Annotated in this window: 22 protein-coding genes and 1 tRNA gene; 12 read left to right on the top strand and 11 right to left on the bottom strand. The window is 68.9% G+C overall.

Annotated elements, in window-relative coordinates; translation table 11 throughout:
• Positions 1 to 5: 5 nt before the first annotated feature.
• The 3 genes from rpiB to gph all read right to left on the bottom strand — a co-directional run bounded on the left by rpiB (position 6) and on the right by gph (position 1,448).
• The gene (gene rpiB / locus Q7P21_RS03475; protein ID WP_304170127.1) at positions 6 to 458 is read right to left on the bottom strand and encodes a ribose 5-phosphate isomerase B; all 453 of its coding nucleotides are present in this window, start codon (positions 456 to 458) and stop codon (positions 6 to 8) included.
• Between the two features lie 185 nt (positions 459 to 643).
• A tRNA-Val gene (locus tag Q7P21_RS03470) sits at positions 644 to 718 on the bottom strand.
• Between the two features lie 16 nt (positions 719 to 734).
• Complete coding sequence (gph, locus tag Q7P21_RS03465) at positions 735 to 1,448, bottom strand: phosphoglycolate phosphatase (RefSeq protein ID WP_304170018.1); 714 nt, start codon at positions 1,446 to 1,448, stop codon at positions 735 to 737.
• An 89-nt stretch (positions 1,449 to 1,537) separates the two neighbouring features.
• Between gph and glmU the strand changes: the two genes are divergently transcribed.
• From glmU to Q7P21_RS03435, 6 genes are all read left to right on the top strand, one after another.
• Positions 1,538 to 2,887 (top strand): bifunctional UDP-N-acetylglucosamine diphosphorylase/glucosamine-1-phosphate N-acetyltransferase GlmU, encoded by a 1,350-nt coding sequence (glmU, locus tag Q7P21_RS03460; RefSeq protein WP_304170019.1) that lies wholly within the window; start codon positions 1,538 to 1,540, stop codon positions 2,885 to 2,887.
• Positions 2,888 to 2,934: 47 nt separating this feature from the next.
• Positions 2,935 to 3,618: a ribose-5-phosphate isomerase RpiA gene (gene rpiA / locus Q7P21_RS03455; protein WP_304175762.1), complete on the top strand. Its 684-nt coding sequence runs from the start codon at positions 2,935 to 2,937 to the stop codon at positions 3,616 to 3,618.
• A gap of 10 nt (positions 3,619 to 3,628) precedes the next feature.
• Positions 3,629 to 5,014: a glutathione-disulfide reductase gene (gor, locus tag Q7P21_RS03450; RefSeq protein ID WP_304170021.1), complete on the top strand. Its 1,386-nt coding sequence runs from the start codon at positions 3,629 to 3,631 to the stop codon at positions 5,012 to 5,014.
• Positions 5,011 to 6,261: an O-antigen ligase gene (locus Q7P21_RS03445; protein ID WP_304170022.1), complete on the top strand. Its 1,251-nt coding sequence runs from the start codon at positions 5,011 to 5,013 to the stop codon at positions 6,259 to 6,261. Before gor ends, Q7P21_RS03445 begins: the two co-directional genes overlap by 4 nt.
• A 39-nt stretch (positions 6,262 to 6,300) precedes the next feature.
• Positions 6,301 to 7,680 (top strand): class II 3-deoxy-7-phosphoheptulonate synthase, encoded by a 1,380-nt coding sequence (locus tag Q7P21_RS03440; RefSeq protein WP_304175760.1) that lies wholly within the window; start codon positions 6,301 to 6,303, stop codon positions 7,678 to 7,680.
• A gap of 97 nt (positions 7,681 to 7,777) precedes the next feature.
• Positions 7,778 to 8,278: a hypothetical protein gene (locus Q7P21_RS03435; protein WP_304170024.1), complete on the top strand. Its 501-nt coding sequence runs from the start codon at positions 7,778 to 7,780 to the stop codon at positions 8,276 to 8,278.
• Positions 8,279 to 8,282: 4 nt separating this feature from the next.
• Here Q7P21_RS03435 and Q7P21_RS03430 read toward each other — a convergent pair whose 3' ends face one another.
• The 4 genes from Q7P21_RS03430 to Q7P21_RS03415 all read right to left on the bottom strand — a co-directional run bounded on the left by Q7P21_RS03430 (position 8,283) and on the right by Q7P21_RS03415 (position 11,298).
• Positions 8,283 to 8,810 (bottom strand): SRPBCC family protein, encoded by a 528-nt coding sequence (locus Q7P21_RS03430; RefSeq protein WP_304175758.1) that lies wholly within the window; start codon positions 8,808 to 8,810, stop codon positions 8,283 to 8,285.
• Between the two features lie 73 nt (positions 8,811 to 8,883).
• Positions 8,884 to 10,146, bottom strand: a complete 1,263-nt coding sequence (locus Q7P21_RS03425; RefSeq protein ID WP_304175756.1) for an RNA polymerase sigma factor — start codon at positions 10,144 to 10,146, stop codon at positions 8,884 to 8,886.
• Positions 10,143 to 10,517 (bottom strand): YciI family protein, encoded by a 375-nt coding sequence (locus tag Q7P21_RS03420; protein ID WP_304170027.1) that lies wholly within the window; start codon positions 10,515 to 10,517, stop codon positions 10,143 to 10,145. The genes Q7P21_RS03425 and Q7P21_RS03420 overlap by 4 nt, the downstream gene beginning before the upstream one ends.
• A 97-nt stretch (positions 10,518 to 10,614) precedes the next feature.
• Positions 10,615 to 11,298, bottom strand: a complete 684-nt coding sequence (locus Q7P21_RS03415; protein WP_304170028.1) for a peptidylprolyl isomerase — start codon at positions 11,296 to 11,298, stop codon at positions 10,615 to 10,617.
• Positions 11,299 to 11,428: 130 nt separating this feature from the next.
• Between Q7P21_RS03415 and Q7P21_RS03410 the strand changes: the two genes are divergently transcribed.
• The 3 genes from Q7P21_RS03410 (at position 11,429) to Q7P21_RS03400 (ending at position 13,773) form a co-directional block, all read left to right on the top strand.
• Positions 11,429 to 11,818, top strand: a complete 390-nt coding sequence (locus Q7P21_RS03410; protein ID WP_304175754.1) for an endonuclease domain-containing protein — start codon at positions 11,429 to 11,431, stop codon at positions 11,816 to 11,818.
• 204 nt (positions 11,819 to 12,022) lie between these two features.
• Positions 12,023 to 13,321 carry an MATE family efflux transporter gene (locus Q7P21_RS03405; RefSeq protein ID WP_304175787.1) on the top strand — a complete coding sequence of 433 codons (1,299 nt, stop codon included), beginning with the start codon at positions 12,023 to 12,025 and terminating at the stop codon, positions 13,319 to 13,321.
• A 47-nt stretch (positions 13,322 to 13,368) separates the two neighbouring features.
• Positions 13,369 to 13,773 carry a hypothetical protein gene (locus tag Q7P21_RS03400; protein WP_304175752.1) on the top strand — a complete coding sequence of 135 codons (405 nt, stop codon included), beginning with the start codon at positions 13,369 to 13,371 and terminating at the stop codon, positions 13,771 to 13,773.
• Positions 13,774 to 13,930: 157 nt separating this feature from the next.
• Here the strand turns inward: Q7P21_RS03400 and Q7P21_RS03395 are convergent, their stop codons facing one another.
• Together Q7P21_RS03395 and Q7P21_RS03390 are read right to left on the bottom strand one after the other, a co-directional pair.
• The gene (locus Q7P21_RS03395; RefSeq protein WP_304175750.1) at positions 13,931 to 14,836 is read right to left on the bottom strand and encodes a cobalamin biosynthesis protein CbiG; all 906 of its coding nucleotides are present in this window, start codon (positions 14,834 to 14,836) and stop codon (positions 13,931 to 13,933) included.
• A 96-nt stretch (positions 14,837 to 14,932) separates the two neighbouring features.
• The gene (locus tag Q7P21_RS03390) at positions 14,933 to 15,931 is read right to left on the bottom strand and encodes an NADP-dependent oxidoreductase (protein ID WP_304175748.1); all 999 of its coding nucleotides are present in this window, start codon (positions 15,929 to 15,931) and stop codon (positions 14,933 to 14,935) included.
• 123 nt (positions 15,932 to 16,054) lie between these two features.
• Between Q7P21_RS03390 and Q7P21_RS03385 the strand changes: the two genes are divergently transcribed.
• From Q7P21_RS03385 to Q7P21_RS03375, 3 genes are all read left to right on the top strand, one after another.
• A complete protein-coding gene (locus Q7P21_RS03385; protein WP_304170080.1) occupies positions 16,055 to 16,975 on the top strand; it encodes a Gfo/Idh/MocA family protein in 921 nt (306 codons plus the stop codon).
• A gap of 209 nt (positions 16,976 to 17,184) precedes the next feature.
• A complete protein-coding gene (locus Q7P21_RS03380) occupies positions 17,185 to 17,661 on the top strand; it encodes a glutathione peroxidase (RefSeq protein WP_304170081.1) in 477 nt (158 codons plus the stop codon).
• 79 nt (positions 17,662 to 17,740) lie between these two features.
• Positions 17,741 to 18,250 carry a hypothetical protein gene (locus Q7P21_RS03375; RefSeq protein ID WP_304175746.1) on the top strand — a complete coding sequence of 170 codons (510 nt, stop codon included), beginning with the start codon at positions 17,741 to 17,743 and terminating at the stop codon, positions 18,248 to 18,250.
• A gap of 4 nt (positions 18,251 to 18,254) precedes the next feature.
• On the opposite strand, the gene Q7P21_RS03370 is transcribed toward Q7P21_RS03375, so the two are convergent.
• Complete coding sequence (locus Q7P21_RS03370; RefSeq protein WP_304175744.1) at positions 18,255 to 19,550, bottom strand: MFS transporter; 1,296 nt, start codon at positions 19,548 to 19,550, stop codon at positions 18,255 to 18,257.
• A 60-nt stretch (positions 19,551 to 19,610) separates the two neighbouring features.
• Positions 19,611 to 20,140: molybdopterin cofactor-binding domain-containing protein (locus tag Q7P21_RS03365; RefSeq protein ID WP_304175743.1), on the bottom strand; the 530-nt coding region annotated here is incomplete at its 5' end.

The following is a 20,140-nucleotide window of genomic DNA, read 5'->3' as shown; positions in this document are numbered from 1 at the left end:
GGACGCTACGCCTCCAGCGCCCCGATCATCGCCACCCGCGCCACATGCCGGCCGCCGTCGAAGGGGGCGGCCAGGAACGCATCCACGATATCGAGCGCGAGGCCCTCGCCCACCACCCGCGCGCCGATCGACAGCATGTTGGCGTCGTTGTGCTGGCGGATCATGCGGGCCGAGAAGGTGTCGGCGCAGACGCCGCAGCGGACGCCCTTGATCTTGTTCGCCGCCATCATGATGCCCTGGCCCGTGCCGCACAGGATGACGCCAAGCCGGCAATCGCCGGAGGCCACCCGCCGCGCCGCCGCCGCGCCATGCTCCGGATAGGGCGTGCTCTCCGGCGTCACAGGCCCGATGTCGACCACCTCCCAGCCCTGGGCGGCGATGTGCGCGGCGATGGCCTGTCGAAGCAGGATGGCGCTGTGGTCGCTGGACAGGACGATGCGCTTGTTGTCGGCGGTCATGGCGTCGTCGTCCCGTTTTCCAAGGCGGTTTGGCGGATGGGCGGACTTGGATCAGGCGCCGGGTGTTTCGTCAATTTCGCCGGTCAGCGAAGGGCCATCCGGGCTGCGCTGACCGGCGCCGCGAACGGCGAGAAGCGCCCCCCGATGGGGAGAAGCCTCAACCGTCTGAATATATTGGGAAAGAATGGTGGATGCGACAGGGATTGAACCTGTGACCCCCTCGGTGTGAACGAGGTGCTCTCCCGCTGAGCTACGCATCCGCCGGAAGGGATGCGCCTATAGCCCGCTCGCTTGCGTCGGGCAAGCGCCCAAAAGCCGGATGCAGGCCTCCGCCATGCCGTCGAAGTGGTCGAGCAGGATGTCGGCGCCCAGATCGGCCACGGGAATCTCGGTGTAGCCGAAGCTCATCAGGATCAGCGGGACCCCGGCGGCCCTGGCCGCACCAGCGTCGGTCGAGGCGTCGCCGACCATCACCGCCCGGTCGATCCGCCCGCCGGCCGCCGCGACGGCGCAGATCAGGTGGCGGCCGTCCGGCTTTGGCGCCGGCGCGAGGTCGCGGCCGATCACCGCGTCGAAATATTGCGAGAGGTCGAGGGCGTCGAGGATCGGGGTCGACAGATAGGTGAGCTTGTTGGTGCAGACCGCGAGCTTCGCCCCGGCGCCCTTCAGCGTGGCCAGCGCCTCGGGCACGCCGGAATAGGGGCGGGTCAGGTCGGCGCTGTGGGCCTCGTAGTGGTCGAGGAAACGGGCCCACAGGGCGTCCATCTCGGCCGGAGCCGGTTCAAGGCCCTGGACCGAGAAGCCACGCTCCAGCATGCGGCGCGCGCCATGGCCGATGAAGCGCCGCGCGTCCTCGAAGGGCAGGGCGGGGACGCCCTCCTGGTCCAGCAGCAGGTTCAGGGTGTTGACCAGGTCCGGCGCCGAATCCACCAGGGTGCCGTCGAGGTCGAAGGCGATGGTCGCCCCACGAAGGACATCAAGCTGGGACATGGCGGCGACGGCTCCATACGAAAGCGCTCGCCGTTTCCGGTAAACGCCGCGAGATTGCAACGACTGCTTCGATTCCAGGATCACGTCCCATGACCGCACGCGCCGCCGTCATTCTCGCCGCGGGCCAAGGCACGCGCATGAAGTCGCCCATCCCCAAGCTGCTGCACAAGGTCGGCGGGCGGACCCTGCTGGACTGGGTGATCGACACCGTCCAGGCGGCCGGCTGCGAGAAGATCATCGTGGTGGTCGGCGATCACAGCCCGGGCGTCCGCGACCTGGTGGTCAAGCGCCTGGGCGAGGCCGCGGTGGCGGTGCAGGACCCGCCGCTGGGCACCGCCCACGCGGTGCTGGCGGCCAAGACGGCGCTGGCGGATTTCGACGGCGACGTGCTGGTCACCAATGGCGACTGCCCGCTGCTCAAGTCCTCCGACCTCGAGCCGCTGTTCGCCCAGCGCGCGGCCGGGGCGGAGCTGGCGATCATGGGCTTCAAGCCGGTGGACGGTCTGCTCTATGGCCGGCTGATCATGGGCGCGGACGGCCATGTGATCCGGGTGGTGGAACCCAAGGACGCCACGCCCGAGGAGCTGGCGGTGAAGGCCTGCAACGCCGGCATGTACTGCGCCGACCGGGCCCAGATGTTCGCCTGGCTCTCCCGGGTCGACAACAAGAACGCCAAGGGCGAGTACTACATCACCTCGATCGTCGGCTTCGCCACGGGCGAGGAGAAGAAGGTCAAGGTCGCCTTCGCGCCGGAGAGCGCGGTCATGGGCTGCGACACCCCCATGCAGCTGGCCCAGGCCGAGGCGGTGTTCCAGACCCGCGCCCGGGCGCACTTCCTGGCCGAGGGCGTGGCGATGACCGCCCCCGACACCGTCCATTTCAGCTGGGACACCAAGCTGCAGCCCGGGGTCATGGTCGAACAGTTCGTGGTCTTCGCCCCCGGCGTCAGCGTCGAGACCGGGGCGGTGATCCGCGCCTTCAGCCATCTGGAAGGCGCCTGGGTCGGACCCGGCGCCCTGATCGGCCCCTATGCCCGACTGCGGCCTGGCGCGGACATCGGGGCGCAGGCCCATATCGGCAACTTCGTCGAGGTGAAGAAGGTCAAGGTCGGCGAGGGCGCCAAGGCCAACCACCTGAGCTATCTGGGCGACGGCACGGTGGGGGCGCGGGCCAATATCGGGGCCGGCACGATCTTCTGCAACTATGACGGCTTCGACAAGCACGACACCCATGTGGGCGAGGACGCCTTCATCGGCTCGAACTCCGCCCTGGTCGCGCCGGTGAGCATAGGGGCGGGCGCCATGACCGGCTCCGGCTCGGTGATCACCCACGATGTGCCCGCCGACGCCCTGGCCCTGGAGCGCTCCGGCCAGGTGGTCAAGGAAGGCTGGGCCGCCCGGTTCCGCGCCGCCAAGCTGGCCAAGCGGGCGAAGAAATAACTGCGAAGTTTCGCCCGCCCCGGTATGTGGGTCGAAAGGACGGAACGATGAACGCTGACGATCAGAAACGCGCCGCCGGTGAGGCCGCCGCCGACTTGGTGATGTCGGGCATGACCGTCGGCCTGGGCACCGGCTCGACCGCCGCCTGGTTCGTGAAGGCGCTCGCGGCCCGCAAGCTGGACGTGGTCGGCGTGCCGACCTCGGTGGCCACCGCCGAACTGGCGACGAGCCTGGGCATGATCGTCAAGGCCCTGGACGAGGTCACCGCCATCGACCTGACTGTCGACGGCGCCGACGAGATCGGCCCGGCGCTCGCCCTGATCAAGGGGGGCGGCGCGGCCCTGCTGCGCGAGAAGCTGGTCTGGGAGGCGTCGAAGCGCTGCGTGGTGATCGCCGACGCCGCCAAGCGGGTCCCGACCCTGGGCAGGTTCCCCCTGCCGATCGAGGTGGTCGCCTTCGGACACAAGACGACGATGGCCCGGATCTGCGATGCGCTCAGCGAATGCGACCTCGGCGTGGCGCCCCGCCTGAGGATGAAGGACGGCGCCCCCGTGAAGACCGACGGCGGCAACCTTATCTATGACGCGTCCTGCGGGCGTATCGAGGAGCCCGCAGCCCTGGCCGCCGCGCTGAAGAGCGTGACCGGCGTGGTCGATCATGGCCTGTTCCTCGACCTGGCGGACATGGCCCTGGTGGGGACGCCCGACGGCGTCGTCACCCTCGAGCCCTAAGGAGTTTCTGGTGGCGAAATTCGACTACGACCTCTTCGTGATCGGCGCAGGTTCGGGCGGCGTGCGCGCGGCCCGGGTGGCGGCGATGTCCGGCGCCAAGGTGGCGGTGGCCGAGGAGTACCGGGTGGGCGGCACCTGCGTGATCCGCGGCTGCGTGCCCAAGAAGTTCATGGTCTACGCCTCGGAGTTCGCGGCCTTCGCCAAGACCGCCGAGGGCTATGGCTGGTCGCCCAGCGGGGCGGTGTTCGACTGGACCAAGTTCCTGCTGGCCAAGGACCGCGAGATCGCCCGGCTGTCCGGGATCTATGTCACCAACCTGCAGAACGCCGGCGCCGAGCTGCTGCACGGCAAGGCCCGGCTGGTCGACGCCCACACCGTGGCGATCGCGGGCAAGGATGGCGCGGAAGACCGCACCGTCACCGCCGACAAGATCCTGGTGGCCACCGGCGGGCGGCCGTTCAAGCCGACCGAGATTCCCGGGGTCGAGCACGCCATCACCTCGGAAGAGGCTTTCCATCTGCCGCAACTGCCCAAGCGCATCCTGATCGCCGGCGGCGGCTATATCGCCGTGGAGTTCGCCGGCATCTTCAACGGCCTGGGGGTCGACACCACCCTGGTCTATCGCGGGGCCAATATCCTGCGCGGCTTCGACGATGATGTGCGCGCCCATGTGGCGGAGGAGATGAAGAAGCGTGGGATCAAGGTGGTGCTGGGCTGCCAGCACGACCGGATCGAGAAGACCGCCACCGGCCTGGCCAATCACATGACCAGCGGCCATGTGGTCGAGACCGACGTCGTGATGTTCGCCACCGGCCGCAAGCCTTACGTCGACGGCCTGGGCCTGGAGACGGCGGGGGTCACGCTGAATGACGCCGGCGCCGTGGCGGTGGACGGGTTCTCCAAGACCAATGTCGCCAATATCTGGGCGGTGGGCGATGTCACCGACCGTATCAACCTGACCCCCGTGGCGATCCGCGAGGGCGCGGCCTTCGCCCAGACCGAGTTCCACAACAACCCGACCAGTTTCGACCATGAGATGGTGGCCTCGGCCGTCTTCTCCCAACCGCCGGTCGGCTCAGTGGGGCTGTCGGAGGCCGACGCCCGCCGCCAGCACGGCAAGGTCGATATCTACATGTCCCGCTTCCGGCCGATGAAGACCACCTTCTATGGCGGCGACGACCGCTGCCTGATCAAGCTGGTGGTGGCCGCCGACAGCGAAAAGATCCTGGGTTGCCATGTTGTGGGCCCCGACTCGCCGGAGATCATCCAGATGGCGGCGATCGCGCTGAAGATGGGGGTGACCAAGCCGCAGTGGGATTCCACCTGCGCGGTTCACCCGACGCTGGCCGAGGAACTGGTGACCATGCGTGAGAAGCACCTGCCGGTGGGCGCGTGACCGAAGCTGCGGTCGCCCCGACCGACCGTCTCGCCGTCTGGTGCGGCTGGGTCCTGGCGGCCGCCCTCGTCGTGTCCGTACCGATGGGGTGGCTGGCGCCCCTGGGCTATGCGGCGATCGCGGCCCTGGCCGGACTGTTGATGCTGCCCAGCCTGACCCTCGAGGAACAGGATCGTCCGGCCGGGATCGCCATCATCACCCTGTTGATCTGGGCGATCGGCTCGGCGATCTGGAGCCCCTACACGCCCAAGAACATCGGGGCCTCGACCTCGGTCAAGCTGCTGTTCGAGACCGTGCTCTATGCAGCGGTGATCGCCGGGACGCGGCGCACGACGGACGGCGGCCGCATCGGTCTGCTGCGGACGCTGGCCTGGGGCATGACCCTGTTGTCGCTGATCATGCTGGGCGAGAGCTTCACCTATGCCGGCGCCTATCGCGCCATCCGCGACGCCCTGGGCGACCCGATCCGGCCGGACCTGGGGGTCAAGAATGTCTGCCAGGGTCTGTTCGGCCTGACGCTGTTCGCCCCCGCCGCGATCCTGGCGGCCTCTCGCTATGGCGGCGGCGTCTGGCTGGGCCTGCCGATCCTGGCCGGGATCATCTGGCCCAGTATCGTCTTCGGCTATGACGCCACCCTGCTGGCCCTGGGCGCGGCCTCCGGCGCGGCCCTGGCGGTCTGGACCTGGCCGCGTTGGGCGCCCCGGGTGCTGGCGGTTCTGACGGCGACGCTCTATCTGACCGCGCCGGCCCTGGTCTGGGCGGCGCGCAGCACCGGCCTCTATCAGACCCTGGAACATGCCGTGCCGCTCTCCTGGTCCGAGCGCATGGGCTATTGGCGTCACGCCTCCGACTGGATCAGCGACCACCCGGCCCGGGGCTGGGGCCTGGATTCCAGCCGCATGTTCGGCCCCGGCATCATCCTGCACCCGCATGACGGCCCCCTGCAGATCTGGCTGGAGCTCGGCCTGATCGGCGCGGTGGGCGCGGCCGTGTTCTGGATCGCCGTCTGGAACGGGCTCAGCCGTCGGACCCGCGATCCGGCTGCGGCGGTGGGCGCGGCGACGGCGACGATCTACCTGACCTTCGGCGCGTTCAGCTTTGGCGTCTGGCAGGAATGGTGGCTGGCCCTGGGCGCCATGGCCGCCGCGGTCTGCGTCGCCCTGCTGCGCACGCCCCCCGCCGTGCGGTCCTCCCGCAAGGCGCCCGCCGCGAGGTCAAGGTCGACGATCGCGGTCTTTACGGAGTAGAAGGCGCCGCCCGCGACCGCGCGGGCGCGGAGTGGAATGATGACCGAGCACTGGAATCCGGCTTCCTGGCGCGCCAAGACCGCCAAGCACATCCCCGAGGACTATCCGGACCTGTCGGCCCTGAGCCGCGTGGAACAGACCCTGCGCGGCATGCCGCCCCTGGTGTTCGCGGGCGAGGCGCGCCGTCTGAAAAGCCTGCTGGCCGACGTCGCCGAGGGCCGGGCCTTCCTGTTGCAGGGCGGCGACTGCGCCGAGAGCTTCAAGGAATTCCACGCCGACAACATCCGCGACATGTTCCGGCTGATCCTGCAGATGGCGGTGGTCCTGACCTTCGCCGGCGGCAAGCCCGTGGTGAAGGTGGGCCGCATGGCCGGCCAGTTCGCCAAGCCGCGCTCGTCACCCACCGAGACCATCGGCGACGTGACCCTGCCGTCCTATCGCGGCGACAACATCAACGGCATGGAGTTCACGCCGGAGGCGCGGATTCCGGACCCGCAGCGCCTGTTGCAGGCCTATGGCCAGTCGTCCTCGACGCTGAACCTGCTGCGCGCCTTCGCCGGCGGCGGCTATGCCGACCTCTACAACATCCACCGCTGGACCCTGGGCTTCGTCAACGACAGCCCCCAGGGCGCCCGCTACAAGGAACTGTCCGAGAAGATCAGCGAGGCCCTGACCTTCATGGCCGCCATCGGGGTCACCCCGGAGAGCCATCCCGACCTGCATCGCGTGGAGTTCTTCACCGCCCACGAGGCCCTGCTGCTGGGCTTCGAGGAGGCGATGACGCGGATCGATAGCACCTCGGGCGAGTGGTACGACACCTCGGCCCACATGGTCTGGATCGGCGAGCGCACCCGCCAGCTGGACGGCGCCCATGTCGAATATTTCCGCGGCATCCGTAATCCGGTCGGCTGCAAGGTCGGTCCGACCATGGAGCCCGACGATCTGCTGCGGCTGATCGACGTGCTGAACCCCAAGAACGAGCCGGGCCGCCTGACCCTCTATGGCCGGTTCGGCCACGACAAGATCGCGGATCGCCTGCCGCGCCTGCTGCGGGCCACCAAGCAGGGCGGTCGCGCCGTGGTCTGGGCGATCGACCCCATGCACGGCAACACGCTCACCGCCGCCAATGGCTACAAGACCCGGCCCTTCGACCGGATCCTGTCGGAGGTGAAGAGCTTCATCGAGATTTGCAAGGCCGAGGGCGTCCATCCCGGCGGCGTGCATCTGGAGATGACCGGCCAGAACGTCACCGAATGCCTGGGCGGGGCCCGGGCCCTGTCGGAGGGCGATCTCGCCGACCGCTATCACACCCATTGCGACCCGCGTCTCAATGGCGAGCAGGCGTTGGAACTGGCCTTCCTGGTGGCCGAGAAGCTCAAGGAGGACCGGCTCGCCGAGGCCCTGCGCGCGGCGATCTGAGTTCTATAAATTACAAATGTAGATTTGTGAGCGGAGCCGTGTCTATCATGGCTCCGCCCGCAGGCTGACGGGGCGAAGGTCGAGCGACGGAACCCTGATGGTCAAGAGAAGCAAGGACTTTGGCGGCGTGGCGCGCTCCGGTGGCGTGGTCTGGATCGCGCTCGCCGTGGCGCTGGCGATCGGCGCGCCGGTGACCTATGTGCTGGGCAAGGCGGCCCTGGAGCGCAATGCGGTCGCTCTCCAGGAGTCCAAGGTCTTCACCCAGGACCTGACCGTGACCGGCGCGCCCTGTCCGAGCTGGACCGCCGCGCAATACGCCGCCCAACCGTTGCGGGCGCAGCAGGTGTTCAGCTTCGACATGATCGATTTCGGCCGCCGGTTCGGCCATGTGGAATGCGGTGTCGCCGGCATGCATGGCGCCGACAAGATCGGCGAACGCGACGTCTGCCAGTTCACCGGTCCCGCCGTCCTGGAGATCAAATCCGGCAAGGGGACCTTCTATTTCGCCCCCGGCGTCGGCGTGCCGGCCACGGTCAGCGTCCAGCATGGCGTGCCGAGCTGTGTCATGGCCTCGAAGTACCGCCTGCCGGGCGCCTGACCGCTCAGGCCTCGCACTGGGCCTTGAGGCTGGCGAGGCCGGTCTCGAAGTCGCCGCCCACCATCTTGTCCATGCTGAACACCAGGCCCATGAGTTTTGCGATGAACGGGTTTGCGCCTTCCATGGTCCAGGTCACCCGGGTTCCGTCCGCCTCGGGGACCAGGTCGAAGGTGGCGGTGTTGCTGGCGGCGAAGGGCTTGGTGAAGATCAGGCGGATGACGATCTGGGCGGCCGGCTTGACCGCCGTGATCTCCATGCTGCCAACCCCCGCCTTGCCCCCGCTCTCCCAGCCATAGGCGGCGCCGAGCCCGCTGGCCGGCCCAGAATAGGTCCGCGCCATGGCCGGATCGAGCTTCTCATAGGGGGACCACCCCGCCCAGGCGTGGAAATCGTTGATCAGGGCGAAGATCTTCTCCGCCGGCGCATGGATCAGGGTCGTGCGCTGGTATTTGAAGCCGTTGGGGCGGCTCGCGGCATAGGCCAGCACGGCGGCGATCACGACGATGACCGCCAGGACGATGTATTTCAGCATGAGGTGGCTCCTGGTGTCGGTCTTAGGACGTCGCCGCGGGCGCGCCGCCGACATCACGCCCCGAAAAATCCGGTCACGTCGAGGCCCCGGCGTCGTTCTCCGGCAGAAGACGGTCCAATCGTGCGCGGATGTGGGCGGCTTCGGCGGGCGTATTGGCGAGCGCGATGGCCTGGCCGAACGCGACCCGCGCCGCTTCGGTCTGGCCCAGCTGCAGCAGCAGCGCGCCTTTCAGGCCGTGGAAATGGAAATAGCCGGTCAGCCGGGGCGCCAGGGGCTCGATCATGGCGAGCGCCGCCGCCGGCCCTGCGACCTTTGACACCGCCACCGCCCGGTTGAGCGTCACGACCGGCGAAGGCTGGAGCCGCTCCAGGGTCGCATAGAGCCGGTCGATCTGGGCCCAGTCGGTCTCGGCCGGCGCCGCGGCGCGGGCATGCAGGGCGGCGATGGCGGCCTGGACCTGATAGGGGCCGGGACGGCGGTGGCGCATGGCCTTGTCGATCAGAGCCAGACCCTCGGCGATCAGGCCGGCGTTCCAGAGGCGGCGATCCTGGTCGTCGAGCAGCACCATCTCGCCGGCGGAGTCGAACCGGGCGGCGGCGCGGGCGTGCTGCAGCAGGATGAGGGCGGTCAGGCCCATGATCTCAGGCTCGGTCTGGAACAGCCGCAGCAGCAGGCGGGCCAGGCGGATCGCCTCGTCGGCCAGTCCGGCGCGGGCGTCCGTGGCCCCGGGGCCGGCGGAATAGCCCTCGTTGAACACCAGGTAGATCATCGCGGCGACGGCGGCCAATCGCTCCGCCCGCTCGATCGGACCCGGCGCCTCGAAGGGCGTGTCGGCCTTGGCGATCCTGGCCTTGGCCCGGGTGATCCGCTGCTCCATGGCGCTCTCGCCGACCAGGAAGGCGCGGGCGATCTGCTTCACCGACAGGCCGGAGACGATGCGCAGGGCGAGCGCGATCTGCTGGGTGGCCGGCAGGTCGGGGTGGCAGCAGACGAACAGCAGCCGCAGGATGTCGTCGCGATAGTCGGCGCCGTCCAGCCGTTCGGCCAGGTCGGCCTCGGCGTCCTCCAGATCGGAGATCGCCGCCTCATCGGGCAGGGCTTGCTGGCGGGAGAGCTTGCGCACGGTATCGACCCCGGCGTTGCGGCCCACCAGGATCAGCCAGGCGGCGGGATCGCGCGGCGGGCCCTTGTCCGGCCAGCTGCGCAGGGCGCGCAGGCAGGCCTCCTGAAAGGCCTCCTCGGCGGTGTCGAGATCGCGGAAGTAGCGCAGCAGGGCGCCGATCGCCTGGGGCCGGGCGGAGGTCAGGGCCGCCTCGATCCAGGCCAGGTCGCTCATGCGGGCAGGGTTCCCGGCCGATGGGTCAGCACCGGGCGGATCTCATAGGAGCCCAGGCCCGGATTGGCCTTGGCCAGGTCACGGGCCAGGGCGAGCGCGGCGTCCAGGTCATCGCAGTCGACGACGTAGAAGCCCAGCAGCTGTTCCTTGGTCTCAGCGAACGGGCCGTCGATCACCAGGGGCTCGTCGCCATTCTTGCGCAGGGTGGTGGCCGCCGTGGTCGGCAATAGCCGGGCGACCGGACCCATGCGGCCGGCCTGGACATAGGGTTCCTGCACGGCCCACAGGGCGTCCATCACCTGGTCCTCCTCGGCCTTGGACCAGGCGCCGACCGAGGCTTCGTCATTGTAGCAGAGGATGGCGTACAGCATGGCGGGTCTCCGTATCTGCAAAGCGCGGTCGGGCTTCAACGGAACGACGCGGGCGGCGACCGCTTCCCGACATGTGCGCCAGGGAAATTCGCCGCGCTCAGCCGAGTCGGCGCGCCTTCATCGGCACGGAGCGCATCAGCATCGAGCCCTTCATGACCCCGACCCCGGCGGTGGGGGAGGTGGGAAGGGCCAGCATCTTCTTCACCACGTCCATGCCCTCGACCACATAGCCGAACACGGCATAGCCGGCATTGTCGCCCTTGGCCTTGGGATCGGCGTCCAGATATTTCTGGTCGCCCACGCAGATGAAGAAGTCCGAGGTCGCCGTGCCCAGGGCGCGGCGGCCCATGGAGATCGCGCCGTCGGTATGGGCCAGGCCGGTCTTGGTCGTGCTCTCGTGGGCGATGGGCTTGAGCAGCCACTTGGGATCATTCTGCAGCCCGCCCTGCAGCAGGCCGAAGTCGGTGACCCCGGGCGGATGATTGGCGCGGTAGAAGCTGGCGTGATCCATCCGGCCTTCATCCACATAGCGCAGGAAGTTGGCGGTGGTGATCGGGGCCTGGGCCTTGTGCAACTCCAGCACAATGACCCCGTAGGAGGTGGTCAGGCTCACCCGCACCAGGCCCTTGGGCTTGGGGGGTGTGACGGGCGCTGGCGGGGTGACGGGTGCTGGGGCGGCGGGCGTCGCCGCCACGGCCGGATCAGCGGGCGCCGCCGTCTGGGCGAGGGCGGGCGTCGCCGCGAGCGCGGCCACCCCGGCCAGGAAGAGACGCCGCTTCATGGAAGGATCTGACATGGGGTGAGCTTACTCGGCTTGCTGCGCCAAGGTAGAAGAACATATAAAGAACAAGCGCCGCCGTTTAGCCCTCGCCCCGCTTGCGGGGAGAGGGTTGGGTGGGGGGAGGGCCTTCATGCCACGCAGCCATCTCAGGGATCGGGCTCGCGACCTCCGTGCCGACCACACCCATGCCGAGGCCAGGCTCTGGAACGCCCTGCGCGATCGGAAACTCGGCGGCTGGAAGTGGCGCAGGCAGGTTCCGGTCGGTCCCTACATCGCCGATTTCCTCTGCCGCGAGGCCAAGCTGATCATAGAGGTGGATGGCGCGACGCATGACGATGAGGCCTACGACGCGCGGCGTACGAACTATCTGGAGCGATCGGGTTTCCGGGTTATGCGGGTCAACAATCAGGGGGTCTATGAGGGGCTCTCGTGGATTTGCGACGCCGTCCTCGCCGCCTGCGGCGGCGAGGACCCTCACCCGGCCTCTCCCCGCAAGCGGGGCGAGGAGCAGAAAGCGTGAGCCCTCGCCCCGCTTTCGGGGAGAGGGTTGGGTGAGGGACGTGCGGCGTCGGAATTCCCAAACTTCCCTTGCCCCCGAAGTCCCGAGGCGCCAGTTTCCGCGCCTTCTTTGAAAACCGGTGATCCCATGACCCCCTCGGAGGTCCCAGCGCCCTCCCAGGTGGGAGGACGCGCCGTTTCTGTCCGCAACGACCTGGCCGAGCTGATGAAGCTGGCCTGGCCGGTGGTGCTTGCGCGGCTGGGCATCATGGCCATGGGCCTGAGCGACGCCCTGGTGGTCGGCCGCTATTCGGCCCGCGAGCTGGGTTTCCACGCCCTGGCCTGGGCGCCGACCAGCGTGGTGGTGACCATGTCGGTCGGCCTGCTGGCCGGGGTGCAGGTGATGACCGCCCGGGTGATCGGCCAGGGACGCCGCGATCTCGCCGGCGCGGTGCTGCGCCGGGGCCTGGCCTACAGCCTGTGGATCGGCGCGGTCTCGACCGTGATCACCATCGCGGGCGGGCCGGTCCTCCTGCACATGCTGGGCCTGGGCAAGGCGCTGGCCGACGGGGCCTCGCGCCCGCTGGTGGTCTTCGCCTTTTCCCTGCCAGGCTACGCCATCAGCGTGGCGGCGAGTTTCTGGCTGGAGGGCCTGTCGCGGCCCAAGGCGGCGGCGGCCATGATGTGGATCGCCAATGGCGTGAACCTCAGCGTCGACCTGCTGTTGGTGCCGGGCAGGTTCGGCCTGCCGGCCATGGGCGCCGTGGGTGGGGCCTGGGCGACCACCAGCGCCCGGACCTTCCTGGCGGCGGCCCTGCTGATCTATATCGCCCGCATGCCCGAGGCCCGCGAACTGGGGGTCTTCACCAAGCCCGAGCCGGATCGCGCCGCCGAGGCCGAGCAGCGCCGCATCGGCTTCGGGGCCGGGGCGTCCAACTTCTTCGAGGTCGCCTCCTTCGCCAGCATGAACGTCATCGCCGGCTGGATCGGCGGCCTGGCCGTGGCCGCCTGGGCGATCACCCTGAATGTCGCCGCCATCGTCTTCATGGTCCCGCTGGGCCTGTCGACCGCCGCCGCCGTGCTGGTCGGCCGGGCCTATGGCGCACGGGACATGAAGGCCGTCGATCGCGCCGCCCTGGTCGCCTTCGCGGTCACCGGGGTCTTCGCCCTGGGGGTCAGCCTGATCGTCTGGCTGGGCGCGGGCCTGATGTCGCGCGGCTACACCCTCGACCCCGCGACCCTGGCGCTCGCCGTTCCGGCCGTGGCGCTCTCGGCCCTGATGCTGGTCCCCGACGCCCTGCAGGTGGTCTGCGCCCAGGCCCTGCGGGCGCGCGGAGACGTGTGGATGCCCAGCGTCACCCACCTGGCCAGCTATGTGTTCGTGATGTCGCCCCTGGCCTGGTGGCTGGCGATCCCCGCAGGCCTGGGTCTGATGGGCGTGGTCTGGGCGGTGATCGCCGCCAGCTTCCTGTCAGCCGCCCTGCTGCTGGGGCGGTTCAAATATCTGAGCGTAATGAACGCTTAAGCCTGTTGGTAAACTGGGACTTCAACCCGGCGCCCTAGGGTTGGGGCATGATCGGACTTCGCAACCGAGACGTCGCGCGCCTGCTGCTCGTGGGCCTGAGCCTCTGCATGGCGGTGTTCATGCTGGGGCCGTTCCAGAAGCTGGAGCACGACCTGATCCCTTGGGACAAGGCGGCTCACTTCATGGCCTTCTATGGGGCGACAGCCCTGGTCTATGTCGCGGTCCCGGGGCGTCGCCGTCTGGACCTCTCGACCCTTGTCGCCTTCGCCGGCGTTGGCAGCGAACTGCTTCAGGGCATGGTTGGCCGCGATTGCGACGCCATGGACATGGTCGCCGACCTGGCCGGCGCCTATGCGCTCTATCTGCCGGTCTGGCTCGACCAATTGCGCCGCCCGGCCCAGGACGAGCGCCGCCGCGCCGCTGCTGCGGCGCTGGGGCCCGTGACGGGCTAGTGTGCTGGATCTGAAGTTCGCCTACTCGTGGGATCGTCGTCGGAGCGAACTTCAGATCCAAAAAGCACACGAGACTCAAAGAATCTCTAGTGTCCTTATCGAGTCCAAAATTCGTTCGAGCTCGCCCTAAGCGCCGGCGAATTTTGGAATCGGGACACTAGGCCTGCTCGACCCCCAGGATCCAGCCTTCCTCGGACTCTGCTGCTGCCAGGGCCTCGGGCGTCAGGCCCTTCGGCGCGCCGAACACCGCGCTCAGCTTGCCGGCCTCGTCCAGGCGGGCGAAATGCTCGGCCGTCACCCGCACCTGGGCCAGGTCCTTGACCTCGCCCGGCGCGGCTTGCGCCTTGTAGAGCGAGGGATAGACCTCGGTCGCCACCACGTCGACGCCGGCCAGATCGGCCTCGGTCAGGGGCTTGAAGCCCAGCTCGAAGGGCCAGGCCTTGAAGGCGTCGCCCCGGGCCAGCTTCATGCGGCGGACGGCCGGAATGCCCAGGATCGCCTGACCGCCGACCGAGCCGTTGTAATAGAGCTTCCAGATCGACGACGCGCCCTTGGCGGCCTGGTCGGCGTAGCGCAGCTCGGGCAGGTCGTCGGGGCCGTGCTCGCGGGTGCGCTTGGGCTGCAGGGTGGTCAGGGCGTCCTTGGGCGGGCAGCCCCAGAACGGGAAGGGCCCGCCGGTCATGCGCCGGTTGATCTCTGACCCGACGCCGAAGCGGTTATTGGTGTTGTCGGCCTTGTCCTTGACCATCTTGTCGAGCTGGTCCCAGGCCGCGCGCCACGGCTGTTCGCCCGGCAGGCTGAGGGCCTGGGCGAAGCCGCGCGGGAAGCCCAGCGGGAAGTCGAAGCCGACCAGGGCGCGCTCGGAGCGCTTCTTGAAGTCGTCCAGCAGGGCGGTGAGCTTCTTCTCGGCCTCGGCCCGGGTCGGCGGATTGAACGCCTCGAACACCAGGCGGAACCGGACATCGCGCTTCAGCACGCCGATCCAAACGGAATCCGCGCCGGTCGACGGCTTGGCCGCGGCGCTCCAGTCGACGATCACATAGGCGCTGAACAGGCGGGACACAGGGCGCGGCTCCGGGGGAGGGACGAAGGGCTTTTAGACCCTCCGGCTCCCCCGGCCAACGGCGCATTCAAATGGCCAAGCGTCGGTTGGAAAAACCTAGAGCTTCACCAGCATCTTGCCGAAGTTCTCGCCGGAGAACAGGCCGAGGAAGGCCTCGGGCGCGCGCTCGATGCCCTCCTTGACGGTGTCGCGCCACTGGATCTTGCCGGCCGCCGACCATTCCGACAGGTCCTTCACGAAGGCCGGCATCATGTCCCAGTGATTGGAGACGATGAAGCCTTCCAGGCGCAGGCTCTTGCCTACCGCCTGGATGATGTTGCGCGGGCCGGTCGGCAGTTCGGTGGCGTTGTACTGCGAGATCATCCCGCACAGGGCGAAGCGGGCGAAGGGATTGGCGACGGTGATCGCCGCTTCCAGGTGCGCGCCGCCGACATTCTCGAAATAGGCGTCGATGCCCTCGGGCGCGGCCTTCTGCAGGGCGGCGGTCAGGTCGGGCTCGGCCTTGTAGTCGATGGCCACATCGACGCCGAGTTCCTTGAGGAAGGCGACCTTGGTCGGGCCGCCGGCCGAGGCGATGACCTTGTGGCCTCGCAGCTTGGCGATCTGGCAGACCACGGAGCCCACCGCGCCGGCGCCGCCGGACACGAAGACAACGTCGCCGGGCTTCAGGGCCGCGATGCGCAGCAGGCCGACATAGGCGGTCAGGCCGGGCATGCCGGCGACGCCCAGAAAGGCCTGGGGCGGCAGGCCGTGGGTGTCGAGCTTCTGGACGCCGGTCGCCGGCGCGTTGAAGGCCTCGCGCCAGCCCATGCCCGATTGCACCAGGTCGCCGACTTTCAGGCTGGGGTCATTGGAAAGGGTGACCTCGCCGATCGCGCCGCCCTCCATCGCCTTGCCCAACTGGAAGGGCGGGGTGTAGCTCTTCACGTCGTTCATGCGGCCGCGCATGTAGGGATCGACGGTCATCCACTGATTGCGGACCTGGACCTCGCCGGGGCCGGGGGCGGGCAGCTCGACGGTGGCCAGTTCGAAATTCTCGGCCGTCGGCAGGCCGACCGGGCGGCTCTTCAGGCGGATCTCACGCGAGGTGGTCATGGGTGTCTCTCCCTTGATGTTTACGCCGTAAGCGGCGTTCGAACGGTTGTTTAACTCCTGGCTCAGGTGGCGTCGAGCCCGCGTGAGTGCTAGGCGCGGGACAGGAATTTTCGGAGCGGTGACATGGCGGCCAAGTTGCGGGGCGGAGTGATCGGGGCCGGCGTGTTCGGCGGCTATCACGCACGCCAATACGCGACCCTCGACGGCGCGACCCTGGCCGGGGTCTATGATCCGGACGGCGCGCGCGCCGCCGAGGTCGCCGGCCGCCACGGGGCGACAGGCTATACAGACCTGGCGGAATTCCTCGCCGCCGTGGACGTGGTCACCGTGGCCTCGCCCGCCGTCTTTCACGCCGACGGCGCCGTCGCCGCGCTGCAGGCCGGCAAGCCCGTCTATGTGGAGAAGCCGCTGGCGGTCTCCCTGCGCGACGCCGACCGGATCATGGACGAGGCCGCCCGGCGCAAGCTGATCGTCGCCTGCGGTCATCAGGAACGGCTGTTCTCCCAGGCCATCGGCCTGTTCGACATTCCCGAGCAGCCCCTGCGGATGGAGGCCCTGCGCCACGGCCCGGAGTCGGAGCGCAGCCTGGACGTCTCGGTGGTGCTGGACCTGATGATCCACGACCTCGACCTGGCCCTGGCGCTTTGCAAGGGCGAGCCCCTGGCCGTGGAGGCCGAGGGCGTCATCGCCTATTCCGGCGGCTGGGACCGGGCCCAGGCGGAAGTGACCTTCGACACCGGCTTCACCGCGACCTTCGACGCCTCGCGCATGGCGGAGGGGCGCAAGCGGACCATGAAGCTGGTCTATCCGTCGGGCGAGCTTGAGATCGACTTCGTCAGCCGGGCGTTCCGCAACACCACCGGCTATCCGCTCAACGCCGATTTCGCCGAGGCGCCGGGCTCCAAGGACCCGCTGGGCGCCAGTGTCGCCGCCTTCCTGGCCGCGGTGCGCGGCGACGCGCCCCGCCCGATCTGCACCGCCCAGGAAGCCGCTCTGGCCCTGGACCTGGCGCTTGCCGTCGAACAGGCGATGGAGCAGGGCTGAGCCCAATACCCTCGCCCCGCCTGGCGGGGAGAGGGCAGGGTGAGGGGGTCTTGCTGAATCTCCGCTGAGGCCCCGTCGGGAGTTCGCGCCGCGTCGCGGCACGCCCCTCACCCAACCCTCTCCCCACAAATGGGGAGAGGGCTTCAAGCCAACTTCCGCCCGTCCGCCAAACCCTCTAGCGTGCCGCCGACCCTGCTGGAGGACGCCCCATGACCACCGCCTACGATTTCGCCTTCAAGACCATCGACGGCGCGGCCCTGCCGCTGACGACCTTCAAGGACAAGGTCGTGCTGGTGGTCAATACCGCGTCGAAGTGCGGCCTGACCCCGCAATATGACGGGCTGGAAAAGCTCTATTCCGACTACAAGGACCAGGGGCTGGTGGTGCTGGGCGTGCCCTGCAACCAGTTCATGGGCCAGGAGCCGGGGACGGAAGCCGAGATCAAGGACTTCTGCGAGACCCGCTTCAACATCGACTTCCCCCTGACCTCCAAGGAGGACGTGAAGGGCGAGACGGCGCACCCGTTCTACAAGTGGGCGCTCGAAACTCTGGGCGAATCCGCCGATCCGGCCTGGAACTTCCACAAGCTGCTGTTCGGCAAGGACGGCCAGTTGATCCGCGCCTTTGGTCCGCGCACCGAACCGCTCGACGGTGAGATCACCGGCGCGGTCGAGGCGGCGCTCTAGCCGCCCAAACCGGGTCGGGGTCGCCTTGACCTTGGCGACGCTGACCGGGACGGTCGGGGCTTCTGAGGGACGCTCCGACATGACCCGCATCTTCGCCCTGATTTCCGCAGCCGCGCTGCTGACCGGCGCCTCCGGCGCCCAGGCGGCGACGCCCAAGCTGGCGGCCCTGCAGGCCGAGCTGGCCGCCAAGGGCCCGGCCTATCTGGCCAGCCATGAGTTCAACTGCGACACCGGCCGCGGCTACAAGCTGGTGGCCGGCGGGACGCCAGGGGCGGTGGCGCTGGGCGTCCAGCTGGTCAAGACCTCGGGCAGCGCCTGCGCCGCCGAGGGCCTGATCCAGTCCCTGGCCCAGGCGATGCAGAAGAACCCCTCGGCCGTGCTGCCCTATGTCGACACCGGCGATCAGTTCTCGCACGACCTGATCTGCCTGCCGCTGGGCATCGAGGAGCCGGTCGCGGTCACCAAGGCCAATGTCGTGAAGTCGACCCAGGCGATCTCGGCGGTGACCGACCCCAAGCTGGCGGTGCAAAGGGCCGCCTGCCTGGCCTCCATCGCCCAGACCTCGGCCAATCTGGGCAAGGCCCAATAGGGCGTCAGTCCTCGGTGATCCGGCTGGTCGCTGCGGTGTCGGGCGTGAACACATAGACCAGCAACGAGCCCACGATCACCACGGTGACATAGGTGAAGAAGCCGCTCTCGGCGCCGTGCGACTTGAACCACAGGGCGACATATTCGGCGCTGCCGCCGAACAGGGCGTTGGCGAGGGAGTAGGGCAGGGCGACGCCCAGCGCCCGGATCTCGGCCGGGAACAGTTCGGCCTTAACGACTCCATTCACTGAGGAATAGCAGGCCACGATCACCAGGGCGGCGGCGGTCAGGCCATAGGCGACGACGAGGGAATGGGTGGCGGCGAGGGTCGCCATGATCGGCCAGGTGCAGAGCGCGCCCAGCACCCCGAAGGTGATCAGCAGCGGCTTGCGGCCGACCTTGTCGGACAGGGCGCCCAGCAGCGGATTGACCAGCAGGAACAGCACCAGGCCGGCGGCGGTGACCTGGGTGGCCTGGCCCTTGGTGAAGCCCGAGGTGTTGACCAGGAACTTCTGCATATAGCTGGTGAAGGTGTAGTAGCCGAGCGTCCCGCCGGCGGTCAGGCCCATGACGATCAGGCTCTCGCGCGGGTGGCGGACGATCAGCTTCCAGGTGGTGGCGCGCTCATCCGGCCGGCCCTCGAAGGCCGGGGTTTCGCCCATGCCGCGCCGCAGGATCCAGACGACCACGGCCAGGCCGCCGCCGATGAAGAACGGAACCCGCCAACCCCAGGCCTGCAGCGCCTCGGGGCTGAGACGGGCCTGCAGCACGAGCAGCACGCCGGTGGCCAGCAGCTGGCCGCCGATCAGGGTGGCGTAGAACACCCCCGACCAGAAGCCCCGGTGCTTCCGGCTGGCCATCTCGGCCATATAGGTGGCGCTGGTGCCGTATTCGCCGCCCATGCTCAGCCCCTGGAGCACGCGGGCCGAGGTCAAGAGGATCGGCGCGCCTATGCCGATCTGGGCATAGGAGGGGCAGAGGCCGATCAGCAGCGAGCCGGCGCACATCAGCAGGATCGAGGCGGTCATGGCCGCGCGGCGTCCCGCCCGGTCGGCATAGAGCCCCATCAGCCAGGCGCCTACCGGACGCGCCAGGAAGCCCACTGCGAACACCGCCGCCGTGTTGAGCAGCTGGGCGGTGTCATCGCCCTTGGGGAAGAACACCTTGGCGAAATAGAGCGCGAAGGCGGCATAGACGAACCAGTCGAAGGTCTCGACCATATTGCCGGCCGACCCCGCCAGGATCGAACGCAGCCGGTTCGGCGCGCGGGGCGTCCCCGCCGCCGTCTGGACTTCAGTCATGTCACGCCTCCCCAAGCTGGCGGATACCAGCTTGGTTCGGCGGCGAGTTCAATCGTCGTCTCAGCCCTTCAGCGCCGCCAGCACCGCTTCGGGGCGGATCGGCAGGTGGCGGACCCGGGCGCCGACGGCGGCGAAGATGGCGTTACCGATGGCGGGGGCGACCACGGTGGTGGCCGGCTCGCCCAGGCCGACGGGAGGCTCGGTGCTGGGGGTGAAGCTGATGTCCAGCTCCGGCACGTCGCTCATCCGCAGGGGCGTGTAGGTGTCCAGATTGGTGTCGGCGACCTGGCCCTTGGCGAATTCGGTGCCCTCGAACAGCGCCAGGCTGAGGCCCCAGAGGCTCGCCCCCTGCACCTGGGCCAGGGCGCCGTCCGGGTGGACGATGGTCCCGGCGTCGGTGACCAGGGTCAGCTTCTGCACCCTCACCGCCCCGGTCCTGCGGTCGACATGGACCTTGGCGATACAGGCGGCCCAGGTCGGCATGTCGCGTTCCTGGCCGAAGGTCGTGGCGATGCCGAGCCCGGTGTTCGCCGGAAGCTTCGCGCCCCAGCCCGCCTTCTTGGCCACGGCGGCCAGCACGGCGGCCTGGC

It is taken from the genome of Phenylobacterium aquaticum, from assembly GCF_947378715.1.
GTDB lineage: Bacteria > Pseudomonadota > Alphaproteobacteria > Caulobacterales > Caulobacteraceae > Phenylobacterium > Phenylobacterium aquaticum_A.
Note: the sequence above shows the minus strand (reverse complement) of the source record. Positions and strands in the feature narration are given on the sequence as shown.

Coding starts and splice junctions, on each gene's coding strand:
- rpiB (WP_304170127.1), bottom strand. CDS start 458: ATGACCGCCGACAACAAGCGCATCGTCCTGTCCAGCGACCACAGCGCC.
- gph (WP_304170018.1), bottom strand. CDS start 1,448: ATGTCCCAGCTTGATGTCCTTCGTGGGGCGACCATCGCCTTCGACCTC.
- glmU (WP_304170019.1), top strand. CDS start 1,538: ATGACCGCACGCGCCGCCGTCATTCTCGCCGCGGGCCAAGGCACGCGC.
- rpiA (WP_304175762.1), top strand. CDS start 2,935: ATGAACGCTGACGATCAGAAACGCGCCGCCGGTGAGGCCGCCGCCGAC.
- Q7P21_RS03440 (WP_304175760.1), top strand. CDS start 6,301: ATGACCGAGCACTGGAATCCGGCTTCCTGGCGCGCCAAGACCGCCAAG.
- Q7P21_RS03435 (WP_304170024.1), top strand. CDS start 7,778: ATGGTCAAGAGAAGCAAGGACTTTGGCGGCGTGGCGCGCTCCGGTGGC.
- Q7P21_RS03430 (WP_304175758.1), bottom strand. CDS start 8,810: ATGCTGAAATACATCGTCCTGGCGGTCATCGTCGTGATCGCCGCCGTG.
- Q7P21_RS03425 (WP_304175756.1), bottom strand. CDS start 10,146: ATGAGCGACCTGGCCTGGATCGAGGCGGCCCTGACCTCCGCCCGGCCC.
- Q7P21_RS03420 (WP_304170027.1), bottom strand. CDS start 10,517: ATGCTGTACGCCATCCTCTGCTACAATGACGAAGCCTCGGTCGGCGCC.
- Q7P21_RS03415 (WP_304170028.1), bottom strand. CDS start 11,298: ATGAAGCGGCGTCTCTTCCTGGCCGGGGTGGCCGCGCTCGCGGCGACG.
- Q7P21_RS03410 (WP_304175754.1), top strand. CDS start 11,429: ATGCCACGCAGCCATCTCAGGGATCGGGCTCGCGACCTCCGTGCCGAC.
- Q7P21_RS03405 (WP_304175787.1), top strand. CDS start 12,023: ATGAAGCTGGCCTGGCCGGTGGTGCTTGCGCGGCTGGGCATCATGGCC.
- Q7P21_RS03400 (WP_304175752.1), top strand. CDS start 13,369: ATGATCGGACTTCGCAACCGAGACGTCGCGCGCCTGCTGCTCGTGGGC.
- Q7P21_RS03390 (WP_304175748.1), bottom strand. CDS start 15,931: ATGACCACCTCGCGTGAGATCCGCCTGAAGAGCCGCCCGGTCGGCCTG.
- Q7P21_RS03385 (WP_304170080.1), top strand. CDS start 16,055: ATGGCGGCCAAGTTGCGGGGCGGAGTGATCGGGGCCGGCGTGTTCGGC.
- Q7P21_RS03380 (WP_304170081.1), top strand. CDS start 17,185: ATGACCACCGCCTACGATTTCGCCTTCAAGACCATCGACGGCGCGGCC.
- Q7P21_RS03375 (WP_304175746.1), top strand. CDS start 17,741: ATGACCCGCATCTTCGCCCTGATTTCCGCAGCCGCGCTGCTGACCGGC.
- Q7P21_RS03370 (WP_304175744.1), bottom strand. CDS start 19,550: ATGACTGAAGTCCAGACGGCGGCGGGGACGCCCCGCGCGCCGAACCGG.